The 13,832-nt window shown below is 62.2% G+C and carries 9 protein-coding genes; 8 read left to right on the top strand and 1 reads right to left on the bottom strand.

What is annotated here, in order from left to right; genetic code table 11:
• The first annotated feature begins 1 nt into the window (after window position 1).
• From FVW59_RS10660 to FVW59_RS10630, 7 genes are all read left to right on the top strand, one after another.
• Complete coding sequence (locus FVW59_RS10660) at window positions 2–1,912, top strand: DUF3604 domain-containing protein (RefSeq protein WP_148064251.1); 1,911 nt, start codon at window positions 2–4, stop codon at window positions 1,910–1,912.
• Window positions 1,913–2,066: 154 nt separating this feature from the next.
• Window positions 2,067–3,287: a cytochrome P450 gene (locus FVW59_RS10655; protein WP_148064250.1), complete on the top strand. Its 1,221-nt coding sequence runs from the start codon at window positions 2,067–2,069 to the stop codon at window positions 3,285–3,287.
• 7 nt (window positions 3,288–3,294) lie between these two features.
• Window positions 3,295–5,130 carry a sulfatase family protein gene (locus tag FVW59_RS10650; protein ID WP_187275844.1) on the top strand — a complete coding sequence of 612 codons (1,836 nt, stop codon included), beginning with the start codon at window positions 3,295–3,297 and terminating at the stop codon, window positions 5,128–5,130.
• Between the two features lie 42 nt (window positions 5,131–5,172).
• On the top strand, window positions 5,173–7,059 hold the full coding sequence (locus tag FVW59_RS10645) for a DUF3604 domain-containing protein (RefSeq protein ID WP_148064248.1): 1,887 nt from the start codon (window positions 5,173–5,175) through the stop codon (window positions 7,057–7,059).
• A gap of 33 nt (window positions 7,060–7,092) precedes the next feature.
• Window positions 7,093–8,025 (top strand): LysR family transcriptional regulator, encoded by a 933-nt coding sequence (locus FVW59_RS10640; RefSeq protein WP_148064247.1) that lies wholly within the window; start codon window positions 7,093–7,095, stop codon window positions 8,023–8,025.
• A 173-nt stretch (window positions 8,026–8,198) separates the two neighbouring features.
• Complete coding sequence (locus FVW59_RS10635; protein WP_148064246.1) at window positions 8,199–9,422, top strand: acyl-CoA dehydrogenase family protein; 1,224 nt, start codon at window positions 8,199–8,201, stop codon at window positions 9,420–9,422.
• A 45-nt stretch (window positions 9,423–9,467) separates the two neighbouring features.
• The gene (locus FVW59_RS10630; RefSeq protein WP_148064245.1) at window positions 9,468–10,364 is read left to right on the top strand and encodes a VOC family protein; all 897 of its coding nucleotides are present in this window, start codon (window positions 9,468–9,470) and stop codon (window positions 10,362–10,364) included.
• A gap of 12 nt (window positions 10,365–10,376) precedes the next feature.
• On the opposite strand, the gene FVW59_RS10625 is transcribed toward FVW59_RS10630, so the two are convergent.
• Window positions 10,377–11,207, bottom strand: coding sequence for an SDR family NAD(P)-dependent oxidoreductase (locus tag FVW59_RS10625; protein WP_148064244.1), 831 nt, complete (start codon window positions 11,205–11,207; stop codon window positions 10,377–10,379).
• Between the two features lie 195 nt (window positions 11,208–11,402).
• Here FVW59_RS10625 and FVW59_RS10620 point away from each other — a divergent pair, with 195 nt between their 5' ends.
• The gene (locus FVW59_RS10620; RefSeq protein WP_148064243.1) at window positions 11,403–13,781 is read left to right on the top strand and encodes a TonB-dependent receptor; all 2,379 of its coding nucleotides are present in this window, start codon (window positions 11,403–11,405) and stop codon (window positions 13,779–13,781) included.
• Window positions 13,782–13,832: the final 51 nt, after the last annotated feature.

Genomic DNA, 13,832 nt, shown 5'->3' with positions numbered 1-13,832 from the left:
TATGCCGTCGCAACGACGCCGGATTGTGTTCACTCTCGCCGCCGCACTGCTGCCGCTGCTGACGTTTGCGGTACAGGCCGAGTCAGAGCGCGACCCGCGCCAGGACTATTCTCCCTGGGCCGGGAAAGACTACCCGCGGGAGGTGTACTGGGGCGACACCCATCTGCATACCTCGGTATCCATGGATGCCAACCTGTTCGGGGTGACTGGCCTCGGTCCGGAGGATGCCTACCGCTTCGCCCGGGGTGAAACCGTGACCGCCGCCAACGGTATGCCGGCCAGGCTCAGCCGGCCACTGGATTTTCTGGTGGTGGCGGACCACGCGGAATACCTCGGTGTAATGCCGCTGATCCGCAGTGGTGACCCGATCCTGATGCAGAACAGCACCGCCCGGGCCTGGCAGCGTATCGTCGCGGAGGGCGACCCCTCGGCCTACGGCCGCCTGATGCTGGATATCGGTAATTCCTACGAGGATGGCGAGCCCCTGCTGACCCTGCCCCAGGGCATCCCGTCCCCCTGGGAAGCCAATAACCGGGCGGCGGATGCCGCCAACCAGCCCGGGGTGTTCACCGCCTTTGTCGGCTTCGAGTGGTCCGCCATGCCCGGCGGCGACAACCTGCACCGCATTGTGGTGTTTGGCGACGGCGCCGATCACGCCAACCAGGTAACGCCCTTCTCTGCCTTCGACAGCGATGACCCGGAGGACCTGTGGCGCTGGCTGGCCGACTACGAAGAAAAAACCGGCGGTAAAGTGCTGGCCATTCCCCACAACAGCAACCTGAGCGGCGGGCGCATGTTCGCTGAAACCGCACAGGATGGCCGGCCTCTGGACAGCGCCTATGCGCGGGAACGCCAGCGCTGGGAGCCGCTGATGGAAGTCACCCAGATCAAGGGCGACAGCGAGGCTCATCCACTGCTGTCTCCCGACGACGCCTTCGCCGACTACGGCACCTGGGACCAGTACAACATCGCCATGAATTCGCCGCAAACACCGGCCATGCAGCGTTACCAGTACGCCCGGCCCGCGTTGCAGGTGGGCCTGCAACTGGAGCAGAGCACCGGCGTAAACCCCTACAATTTCGGCATGATCGGGAGTACTGATTCCCACACTGCCCTGGCGGCTGTGGAGGAGGACAATTTCTGGGGCAAGAAGGCCGGCGACGAACCCGGCCCCCGTCGCAGCCAGACCTTCTGGGGTATCCCCGAGGCAAACATGCCCAACACCCTGCAACTGGCCTCTGGCTATGCCGCGGTGTGGGCCACGGAGAATACCCGCGAGGCCCTGTTCGACGCCATGCAACGCCGCGAGGTCTATGCCACCACCGGGCCGCGCATCCGGCTGCGCTTCTTCGGCGGCTGGCATTTCACCGAGAACGACCTGGCGGGGCCCAACCCCGCGCTGACCGGCTACGAGAAAGGCGTGCCGATGGGCGCCTACCTGCCACCGGCGGGGGATGGCGCCCCGCGATTTATGTTGCACGCCCTGAAGGATCCCGAGGGTGCCAACCTCGACCGGATGCAGGTTATCAAGGGCTGGCTGGATGAGTCGGGCGCTGCGCAGGAGCGGGTGTACAACGTGGCCTGGTCGGGAAATCGCGACGTCGACCAGCAGGGTGAATTGCCGCCAGTGGGCAATACGGTCGACCTCGACAACGGGCGCTATGCAAACAGTATTGGCAGCGCGGAACTGTCGACTGTGTGGCAGGACCCGGATTTTGATCCCGCCCAGGCGGCGGTTTACTACGTGCGGGTCCTGGAAATTCCCACCCCGCGCTGGGTCCTGTTCGACCGCGCCCGCCTCGGAGTCGAGCTGCCGCCGGACACCGAACTGGTTCAGCAGGAGCGTGCCTACAGCTCGCCAATCTGGTTTCGGCCCGACACTCGCAGCTCCGGTGCAAGTCGGGACCCCTGAGGTTCTGGCCGCAAGGTTCAGGTCCGGGGCGTTGATCAGCCTGGCGTCCGGAGCTGCTGGAGAACAGTGTTTCCCCTGAGCGCGGTCAATCGCGTCTCTCTTTGTGTGGGCATCGCGGATATAGTGGTGTCCACAATAATCAGGAGAGTCCGCGATGTCCGCTTGCCCCTTTGACCTGAGTAATCCCGAGTTGTATCAGCAGGGTCACCCCCGCGAAGCTTACGCCTGGATGCGGCAACAGGCACCGGTCTGCTGGCAGGAAAACGCGGGCGAGAGTGAGGGCTTCTGGGCTGTGAGCCGGCAGAAGGATCTGGATTTTGTCTCCAAGAACCCACAACTGTTCTCTTCCGAAGCCAGGTCCTGCATGCCGGGTGAACCCGACGAAGAGCGCCTGGTTTTCCTGCGCATGCAGCTGATCAATATGGATCCACCCCGGCACCTGAAGTACCGTCGGCTGATTCGCAACGCTTTCACGCCGAAGGTGGTGGACAGTTATCGCGCGCGGTTCGAGGAAGTGGCCAGCGATATTCTCGATCGGGCAATGGTGAGTGGCCGCTGTGACTTTGTCACTGCCATCGCTTCGGAATTGCCGCTAATCGCCATCTGCGAACTGATGGGCGTGCCCCTGGAGCGCCGCCAGCGGCTGTTCGAACTCACCAATATCATGATTGGCATGGATGATCCGGAGCTGCAAACCTCGGAAGAAGACGGGGTGAGCGCGATGATCGAGATGTTCATGCTGGCCCAGGAGATTGCCGCCGCCCACCGGGCGAACCCCGGCGACAGCATCGTCAATGTACTGCTCAATGGCACGGTAGAGGACGAGCCGCTGTCGGACGATGAATTCAGCAACTTTTTCCTGCTGTTGATTGTGGCGGGCAATGAAACCACCCGCACCGTCACTACCCACGGCATGCGCCTGTTGATCGCGCACCAGCAGTACGACCTGCTGCAGTCCCGGCCCGATTTGCTGGAGGGCGCTATCGAAGAATTCCTGCGCTACAACCCGGCGGTCATCACCTTCAAACGCACGGCGATGGATGATGTGGAAGTGGGTGGGCAGTTGATACGCAAGGGTGAACGGGTGCAGCTCTACTATGGTTCAGCCAGTGCCGATGAATCTGTTTTCAGCGATGGCGATACCTTTGATATTACGCGGTCGCAGCGGGAAGATGTGAAGAACAATCACCGCGCTTTCGGCGTCGGCGAGCACTTCTGCATCGGTTCCCACCTGGCACGGCTGGAACTCGAGGTGATATTCCGGGAAATTCTCGCGCGTATCTACCGGCCCCGTTTCGACGGCGAAATCCGCTGGATGCGATCCAACTTCATCAATGCCATCAAGGCTATGCCTATTGCCTTCGATGTGGAGTAGGGCCGCCGTGTTCGCCACCTCCACCTCGCGGGGGCCAGTCGGGTGCGGGGTGAATGCGCCCGGCTGGTGGGTGCTGCTCCTGCTGCTGGCAATACCGGCACAGGCACAGACGCCCCCGGGTCTCCCCCCGCCGAACATTGTGTTGATTGTGGTCGACGACATCGGCTACTCCGATTTTGGCGCCTTCGGTGGTGAAATCGACACACCCAATATCGACGCCCTCGCCGGGGCGGGAGTGCGCTTCAGTAACTTTCACACGGCCTCCAGCTGTGCACCGACCCGCGCCATGCTGCTGACGGGTGTCGATCATCACAGCGCCGGCATCGGCAACATGCGCGAGTCGGTTCCCTTCTCCCATCGCGGAAAACCGGGTTACGGCGGCGTCCTCAATGACCGGGTGACAACCGTGGCAACGCAGTTGCAGGATGCCGGCTATCGCACGGCAATTGCGGGAAAGTGGCACCTCGGGCACGAGCCCCGCAACCTGCCGCCGGCCCGGGGCTTCGATGATTCACTGATACAGGCGGACAACGGCGCCGACAACTACGAGATGCGCCCCTATCTGCCGTTGAAGTCCGAGGCCTACTGGTATGACAACGGCCAGCGACTCGCAGCCCTGCCGCCGGATTTCTATTCGTCCACCGCTTTCGTCGACCGCACCATCGCCTTTCTTGAGGCGGGGCGAGACCAGGAAAGCCCGTTCTTTGCCTACCTGGCATTCCAGGCAAATCACGCGCCGTTGCAGGCACCAGCAGAGTTCATTGAGCGCTACAGGGGGCGTTACACCGAGGGCTGGGCGAGGGCTCGCGATAGGCGCATCGACCGCCTGGCTGAACTCGGCCTGTTGCCCGCCGGCGCCACGGCGGCAGCGGGCCCAGGCCAGCAGGACTGGGATAGACTGAGCCCTGAGCAACAGGTATTTGAAGCCCGGCGCATGCAGGTTTACGCCGGCATGGCGACCGCCATGGACCATGAAATTGGCCGCCTGCTGGACTATCTGCGCGACAGTGGCGACTACGGCAACACGGTATTCGTTGTTCTTTCTGACAACGGCGCCACGGTGGCCGAGCCCTATGAAAGCCGCTTTGTGCGCGCATGGCTGGATCGCCATTACTCACGGGCAGTGGAAACACTGGGTATACGCGGTAGCTGGGTGGCTGCGGGGCGCGGCTGGGGTGCGGTATCCAACACGCCGCTTGCCGGCGCCAAATTTTCGGCCAGTGAGGGTGGGGTGCGTGTGCCGCTGATTATCGCCGGTACGGGCGTTGTCCCGCGGGGGGGGATAGACCGGGAATTTGCCTACATCACCGATCTTGCTCCCACTCTGCTGGCACTTGCCGGTGTCTCTTCGCTGTCGAACCAGCCCCTGGACGGCGCCAGCCTGGTGCCGCGTCTCGGCGGCCCTGACTCCGTCGAAAGTGCAGCGACGCCAACCGGCGCGGCACCAACCGGCGCGGCACCAACCGGTGCGGCACCAACCGGCTATGAATTTGCCGGGCACTCCGCCCTTTACCGCGCGCCCTACAAGCTGGTGCGCAACCGTCCGCCGCTGGGCGACGGCGAGTGGCGCCTGTTCCACATTGGCGATGACCCCGGCGAAACCCGCAATCTCGCCACAGAACTGCCGCAAGTATTTGCCCAGCTACAGGCGGACTATGCCGCCTATGTGCAGCGAGTGGGAGTGCTGCCGGTACCGGAGAACTATGTCTTTGAAAAGCAGGCAGCACTCAACGCACTGGTGTTTGTCTGGCTACCACGCTACTTGCCGGTGCTTCTCCTGGTGCTGGCTGCGGTGCTGCTGGTGTTTGTCTGGCTGCGCCGCAGGCGCCGCCGCCGTGATTGATTGCCAGCCCGGCGTCTCGTCAACCGGCAAATGGGTGAGCTCATGCCAACAGGATTGAATCGTACCTACCTCGTCGTTCTGACGCTGCTGTGCTTTGGCTGCAGCCCGGTGGAGGATCCCACCCTGTTTCCCGTCTTTGATGCTGCGGCCGTTGAATCACCTCCGGCAAAGCCCGGTGTAGATCGCAATCCCCTGCGCAACCTCCTGTGGGGCGACTTGCACATCCACACCAGTTACTCGACCGATGCCTATGCTATGGGGGTCCGCTCGACGCCCGATGACGCCTATGTATTTACCCGTGGGGGCACCATCGAGCACGGCGCCGGTTATCCGATTCGCATCGACCGACCGCTGGACTTTGCCGCGGTGACCGACCACGCGGAATACCTTGGCGCCGCGCGGGCTGACGACAGCCGCGTCGAGGCGCTGGAAGAGCGCAGCCTGCGTGATCGCCTGTTGTACGACAGTCCGCTGTCGCTGATTCCGGTGGTTCTTTCCGTGGCGCGGGATATTACCGGTGAGAAGCGCTTTGCCGACGATCCGTCCGTGGCGGCCGTAGTGCGCGACGCCTGGCGGGCGACGGTGGAGAGCGCCAACGCCCACTATGATCCGGGCGTGTTTACCACCTTTGTCGGTTATGAATGGACGTCCATGCCCGACGGCCAGAACCTGCACCGCAATGTGATCTACCGCGACAGCAATGTACCGCAGACCCCCTTCAGCTCATTCGAGTCGGAGAATCCCGAGGACCTGTGGGATCTGCTGGACGAACAGCGCGCGGCGGGCAAGCGGGTGATCGCCATTCCCCACAACGGCAACGTTTCCAACGGACTGATGTACCGGCAAACCCGTTACGACGGCAGCCCGATTACCGCAGACTATGCCGAGCAGCGTACCCGCAACGAGCCGGTCAGCGAAATTTTCCAGATCAAAGGTACTTCCGAAACCCATCCCATGCTGTCACCGGAGGATGAGTTCGCGGATTTCGAAATTATGAACAGCCAGCTGAGCCCGACCGGCGACGACAGTGAGCCCAAGGGCAGTTACGCGCGGGATGCGCTGCGAACCGGCATCGAGTTCGCCCACACAGAGGGCTTCAATCCCTACCGTTTCGGGGTGATTGGCAGCACCGACAGCCACAATGCGAGCTCTTCGGTGGAGGAGAGCAATCACCACGGAAAACTGCCGCTGATGGACGGGACTGCCGCGATCCGGATGGGCGAGGCCATTCCGCTGCCCGATTCCCTGCGCCGTTCCCGCAAGTGGGGAGCGGCGGGTCTCGCCGGTGTCTGGGCCGAGGAAAATACCCGCGAGTCGATTTTTGACGCCCTGGTGCGCCGGGAAACCTTTGCCACCTCCGGGCCGCGCATTCTGCTGCGCTTCTTTGGCAGTTTCAATTACAGCGATGAACTGCGGCAGCGCGCAGATGCGCTGCAATTGGCCTATGCCCGGGGCGTGCCCATGGGCGGGGTCCTGTCGAAAAGCGACGTTCCTGCTGACGGGCGCCACAGCGCTCCCGGCTTTTTCATCTGGGCGGCGAAAGACCCTGCCGGGGCCAACCTGGACCGGGTACAGATCATCAAAGCCTGGGTTGACGATGACGGGCGCAGTCACGAACGCATCTACAATGTGGCACTGTCCGACGCGGGGCGCCTGGAAGAGGGCGGTGATGCGGCGCCGGTGGGCAATACGGTGGATGTGACCGCGGCGAGTTACAGCAACAGCCTCGGCGCGACGCAGCTGAATGCATTCTGGCGCGACCCGGACTTTGACGGCGACAGCGACGCGTTCTACTACGCCCGTGCGATTGAAATACCGACACCGCGCTGGTCAACCTACGATGCGCGCAGGCTCGGTATCGAGGCGCCGCAACCCACCAGTATCCAGGAGCGGGCAGTGAGTTCGGCTATCTGGTATCAGGCGGAATAGATTCCCGAAGCAAAACCTGCAGCAGGAGGTGGCATGATGGGACGTTGGGAAGGGATCGAGGAGTACATCTGCGTCGTCGAGGTCGGCAGTTTCACCGCGGCGGCGGAGCGGCTTGGTGCTTCCAAGTCCTATATCAGCAAGCAGGTCGGTCTGCTGGAGGACCGGCTGGGCGTTCGCCTGCTGCAGCGTACCACCAGGCGCCTCACGCTCACCGAGTCGGGCGAGGTCTTCTTTGCCCACTGCAAAGAGATGTCGGAGCACTTCGATCGGGCTGAGTCGACCCTCTCGGATATGCAACTTACCCCGCGCGGTACCCTGAAGCTGGCCATCAACAGCCGCTACGGTACCCACTTCATGGCGGGCGCCGTGGCGGCGTTCTCGAGGGAGTACCCGGATATGTCGGTGGAAGTGCACTCCAGTTTTCGCGATGTCGACCTGCTGACCGACGGCTACGACCTCACACTGCGCTATGACGATTTGGAGGACTCCAGTCTCAAGGCGCGTGGCCTTGGTGCCTACTCCCTCAGTCTCTGTGCCTCTCCGGACTACTGGCAGTCGCGAACCATGCCGGCCAGCCCGGAAGATCTGCAGCAACACAACTGCCTGACCACACCGGAACGCTGCTGGCTGTTCAATACCGACAAGGTTCGGGGCACCACCCGGGTAAAGGTGTCGGGCAACTGGATTAGCGAGGACGGTGCGAATCTGCTGGCGGCGGCCAGGGCGGGTATCGGCCTGGCGCAGCTCCCGGACTTTTTCGTGCGCGAGGCGGTGGCCCGGGGCGAGCTGGTGAAAGTACCGCGCCAGCAATGGAACGGCTACGACCGCCAATGCTGGGCGGTCTATCCCAACACCCGGTACCTGTCGGCCAAGGTTCGCTACTTTATCGATTTCCTCATCGAGTATGTCCATCACCTGCCGCTGGACAACTTTGAGGCTCGCCCGGTACGTCGTCTGCAGGCCTGAAGCAGCGGACACCGCCGGCGCTCGTGGATTGGCGCCGAATGGTGAACGCAGTAATTACCGGCAGCGCCTTCCGGCAGCCAGGGACAGCCTCTAGAGTCAGGGGCAGGTAGTTTCCGGCATCGCCATTGCCAGGCAACGACCCGGGAAATCGCCAGACAGGCAGGAGATAGCACATGACAGCAACCACCACCCCGATACAGGCGCCGCAGTCGTCACCGGCCTTGTACAGCCTGGGTTCACCGCGGGCAAACGAACTGCTCGAGGCCGCCCGACGCATGCACCCTGTCCTGGCAGCGCGCCGCGCCGCCGCAGAGAGTGAGCGCTGTATTCCGGATGCGACCATTGACGACTTCCAGGAAGCGGGATTTTTCAGGGTCCTGCAAGCGCGCGAGTACGGCGGATATGAGATGGATCCGCAGGTGTTTTTTGCTCTGGGGCTGGAAATAGCGAAGACCTGCATGTCCTCGGCCTGGGTGCTGGGAGTCATCGGTGTGCACAACTGGCAGATCAACCTGTTTGACGACGAGGCCGCCGGGGAAGTCTGGCGCGACGACAACAGTGTGCTGATATCTTCCTCCTACGCGCCGGTGGGCAGGGTGGTGCCGGTTGAAGGTGGTTTTAAATTGAGTGGCCGCTGGAGCTTTTCCAGCGGCTGCGAACACTGTGACTGGGTATTCCTCGGCGCCGTAGTGCCCACCGAGGAGGCGCCCTTTGACATGCAGAACTACCGCACGTTTCTGCTGCCGCGTTCGGACTATCGCATCGTGGAAAACTGGGATGTGGTCGGCCTCAAGGGGACCGGTAGCCACGATATTGTGGTCGATGATGCTTTCGTGCCGGAACACCGTACGCACCGCATGCGAGAGGACAGGGGCGGCGCCAAGTTTGCGCACAAGCCACCGCTCTATCGATTGCCCTTTATGCAGGTCTTTGCCCGTGCCGTATGTACCGCCACCCTCGGCGCAACGGAAGGCGCGCTGGAGAAGTACCTGGAGATAGGGCGCAGCCGCTGGAGCGGGCCTATCCCGATGCGCGATGATCCAACGGCCCGGCGTATAGCTGCTCGGGTGAAGGCGGAAGTCGAGTGCATGAAGCGCACCCTGTTCTGCAATTTTGACGAGCTGATGAGCTGCGCGCGGGACGGCGTCGAAGCCGACCTGCTCGACCGGGCGCGCTATCGCTACGATACCGCCGTGGTGGCGGATCGCTGTCGTGAACTCTCGTCGAAGATGCTGAAGGCGGCCGGCTCCTCCGGCATTCGCAATGAAAGCCCGCTGCTACAGCAGCACCGGGATATTCTCTCCAGCCAGGCGCACATTGCCAACGTATCCGAGCCCTTCGAAATCAATTTCGGCGGCATGCTGCTGGGTGCGGAAACCACGGATATGGGTATTTGACCCACAGCTGCAGGCACACCCCTTACCTTAAATGAGAGCAAGCAAATGATATCCAGCATGGGTTATGTCTTCATCGCCGCCCGGGATCCGCAGCAGTGGCTGAGCTATGGCACTGAAGTACTGGGCATGATGCAGGCGCCGGGGATGCCCGCTGGCGACAGCGTCTATCTGAAAATCGATGAGCGTCCCTTCCGCTTTGCGGTGGTGCCCGGGGAGGAGGACCACCTGTTGTGCTGCGGTCTGGAGGTGCGCGACGGTGCCGCGCTGGATCAACTCTGCAAGCGACTGGAAGAGGCGGGGGTAGCGTTTGCATGGGGCAGCGCAGCCGAGGCCGGCGAACGCTGCGTACGTCGCTTTATCCGCTGCTCCGACCCTTCCGGCAATCGCCTTGAAATCTATTGCGGGGCTACCCTGGACTACCTGAAGTTCGTTTCGCCCCAGGGTATCGCCGGCTTTGAAACCGGCTGCAACGGCAGTGCAGGTTTCGGTCACGCTGTACTGCCTGCGTCAAAGCTGGAAGAGACCCATGCCTTCTACACAGAGCTGCTGGGCATGGGCGATACGGACTATATGAACTTTCGTTTCAGCGAGGATCCCGCCGACCCGGGGCTGGGCCTGTATTTTCTCCACGCCGACAACCCGCGGCATCACTCGCTGGCGCTGTTCGAGTGTGAAAACGCCGCGGGCTGTATTCACCTGATGCTGGAGGTGAGCACTGTCGATGAGGTGGGTTACTGCCTGGACCGCGTATTGGCGCGGGACATTCCCGTCACCTCCACCCTGGGGCGCCACACCAACGATCGCATGCTGTCGTTCTACATGATGACGCCGGGTGGCTTTCCGCTGGAGTTCGGCTGCCAGGGCCTGCAGATGGACTGGAGCGATTACACGCCGACTGTATCGGCAACACCCAGCCTGTGGGGCCACAAGTTCGCGCTGTAGGCCGCCGCCTGGTCAGGGGTTGGCGTCGAAGGTGACTTCATCGTAGCGCGGGTTGCTTCCCTCCAGCATGGCTTCGTTTTTCGCGCGCAGGTAACCCTTGAAGGGATGGGTGAAGATCCAGAAGCTGTTTGCGCGAATGCCGGCGAATACCCGGTCGGCGCAGAGTTGGGGTGTTATGAAGCCCGGTTCTCCGGCCATCAGGTGGTCCGCCGCATCGGTGGCTGCCGCGCTGTCGGTGATACCCAGGAGTTCATCGCTGATTGAAGTAAGCACCGGTCCCGGGCAGAGCAGTGACACCGCGACCGGTGATTGCAACGCGGCGAGGTCGTAGGCCAGTGTCTCGGTGATGCCACGTACGGCCATTTTGCAGGCGGTGTACTGCGCCATGCCGGGTGCCGCCACCAGGGAACCGACGGAGCCGGTATTCACTATGTGGGCGTCGGTCTGCGCCTCGATCATGGCGGGCAGGAAAGCATTGATTCCGTTCACCACCCCGAGGACGTTCACGGACAGTATTTTTTCCCAGTCCGCGGCGGTGTGTTGCCAGGTCATTCCCACGCGCAGAATCCCGGCATTGTTGAACAGCAGGTGGATATCGCCGAACGTGGCGCGGCACTGCGCGGCAAAGGCGTTCATCTGCTCTGCATCGGCGACATTCACCACACCAGTGAGGACTTTGCAGCCGCTTTCTTCCAGCTCTGTGGCGACGGCCTGCAGTTTCCCGGGGTGAACATCAGCCAGCGCTACCTGCATACCCTCGGAAGCACACCGCTGGGCCAGGGCGCGGCCAATACCGCTGGCTGCCCCGGTGATAACGGCCACTTTGCCTTCGAACTGTTCCATGCTCTGCACCTGATTATTGTGGTTTCAGCCAATGTAGCCTTCGCTGCCGTATGTGATAAGCGACTCCTCATGGACACTTAATTCGCGCAGGTGCCCTTATCCACAGGCTGTGCAGGCGCTAGAGTTAAGCTGCCCGAACAGTCCCGGTAGTCCCTCGAGACCGGTCTGCAATGATAATAATGAGGAGCAGTCATCATGCCCGCAACACCGTTGGTCCATTCTTCTTCTCAGCGGCTTTCACTCGCGGTTGCCGCCGCTCTATCCGGTTTGCTTGCCACCGCGACACCCGCACTGGCACAGCAGAAGGGCCAGGCCACTGTACTGGAAGAGGTACTGGTTACGGCCCAGCGCCGCGAGCAGAACCTGCAGCGTACCTCGGTGTCGGTGACAGCCCTGGGGCGGCAGCTGTTGGAAGACGCCGACCTGCCGGAACTGACCAGCCTGGAAAACCTGGTACCAAACCTTAATTTCCGCATCGGCAGTGACGGCGGCAACAGCACCATGCAGGCCTTTATTCGCGGTGTTGGCCAGTTCGATTTTGCCGTTACCACCGATCCCGGTGTGGGTATGTATATCGACGGCGTGTTCCAGTCCCGCACGATCGGCGCCAATCTCGAGTTTGCCGACATCGAGCAGGTGCAGGTACTGCGCGGACCCCAGGGCACCTTGTACGGCAAGAACACGATTGGCGGTGCTATCAACATCGTGACGCGCAGGCCCGGGGACGAGTTCGACCTGGACCTGAAGCTCAGTGCCGGTTCCTACCAGCACCGTGAGGTGAGCGGGTATCTGTCGCTGCCGCTGATCGAAAACACGCTGTCGGCCAGTGTCGCTTTTATCGACCGCGAATCTGACGGCTGGCAGGAGCGGCGGGGGCCGGATGCCGGGGGAGACGATATGTCTGGTGGCCGCGCCCATCTGCTGTGGCGGGCTGGTGACAGCTTTGATTCGCATCTGGTGGTCGACGCGGTGCACCAGCGCCAGGAGGCCTACCCCCAGGTACTGGCTGCCTTCAATCCGGCCCAGACCTTCCCGTTTTTCTTCAATACCTTTGTCACACCGGGCGATCCCTGCTGTACGCCCAATACCGATATCGATAAAAGCAACGTCCTCAACGACAGGGACGTTGACGACCTCGACTCCCGCGGGGCCAGCTGGACCAATACCTGGCACCTGGAGAGCCTGCAGCTGCAGTCAATTACCGGCTACCGCAAGATTGAATCCGATATCGGCCGCGAAACCGACAACGATCCCGCGGACTACAATTACAACCTGAATGTGATCGATACCGAACAGTTCAGCCAGGAGTTCCTGCTCTCCGGGCTGGCGATGAATGACCGGCTGGACTGGGTCGCCGGTCTCTACTACCTGTCTGAAGATGCCAGCCAGACCACCAACCTGACCGTCGCTGGAGGCCTGTTCGAGGCCCTGTCCAGCCTGCCGCTGGACGTCACCACGCCGACGGGTATTCCCTATCGTTTCCTGGCGACGGCGCTGGATCTGAGTTACGACTACAACCGGGTACAGGACACCACCAGCTACGCCGCCTATTTCCACGCCATCTACAGCCTTACCGAACAGCTGCGGCTCACGCTCGCAGCTCGCTATACCGATGAGAAGAAGGAACTGGATGTCTATTCGGTGAAGCGCGCCAGCCAGACGCCCATCCTGGCGCCCGGTCCCACCGATGACGGTGCCTGCAGCGATGTGGTCGCGGAAGGGCCCGGCAGTCGCTACCAGTGCGAGCAGAGCTGGACCGAGGTCTCCCCCAAGATCGGACTTGAGTACGACATCAACGACGACCTCATGGCCTATGTCAGTGTGTCCCAGGGCTTTCGCAGTGGCGCCTTCAACGGCCGACCGACAGCGACCAACCAGATATCCGTTGCCGATCCGGAGATCATCACCAGCTACGAGCTCGGCCTGAAGTCCCAGTGGCTGGCCCGGCGCCTGATTCTGAATGGTTCTGTTTTCTTCAACGACTACGAGGACCAGCAGTTCCTGGTCAACCGTTCGTCGGCGTCGCTTGACGGCGGCCTGGCACTGATTGTCGACAACGCCGGCAGTTCGAGTATCACCGGTGCCGAAATCGAGCTCTCGGCCCTGCCGACGGAGGGTCTCACCCTGACCGCCAGCCTGGGCTGGATCGATGCGGAGTTCGATACTTTTGACAGTATCGACCCCGCTACAGGCCTGCCCCAGGACCTCAGTGGCCGGCCTTTCGCAGATACGCCAGAACTTACCTGGAACCTGATGGCGCAGTACGACTGGTTCTTCAGTGGCGGCAGTTCACTGAAGCTGCTGGCCGATGTGTACTACAAGGACGACGTCTACTACAGCAACGACGAGGCATCGGAAAGCTTTGACACCCTGCACGCCGATGGTTTTGCCACCTGGAATGCGGGGTTGATCTACAGTACCTCCGACAATCGCTGGCAGTTCGCCCTCCACGGGCGCAACCTCGGCGACGAACGGGAGATCGTCGGCGGCTTCGGCGTCGATGCCTTCGGTATCACCAATGTGGCCTACACCGCTCCGCGACGCTACTACGCGTCAGTTCGCTACCAACTGTGAGGCCCGGGCCCTGCAGGCCTTGCGCCTGCAGGGCTGCACATGGCTGCAGGC

Source organism: Parahaliea aestuarii (assembly GCF_008064635.1).
In the GTDB taxonomy this organism is placed as follows: Bacteria; Pseudomonadota; Gammaproteobacteria; order Pseudomonadales; family Halieaceae; genus Parahaliea; species Parahaliea aestuarii.
The sequence above is the reverse complement of the archived record's forward strand: the minus strand, read 5'-3'. Positions and strand labels throughout refer to the sequence as shown.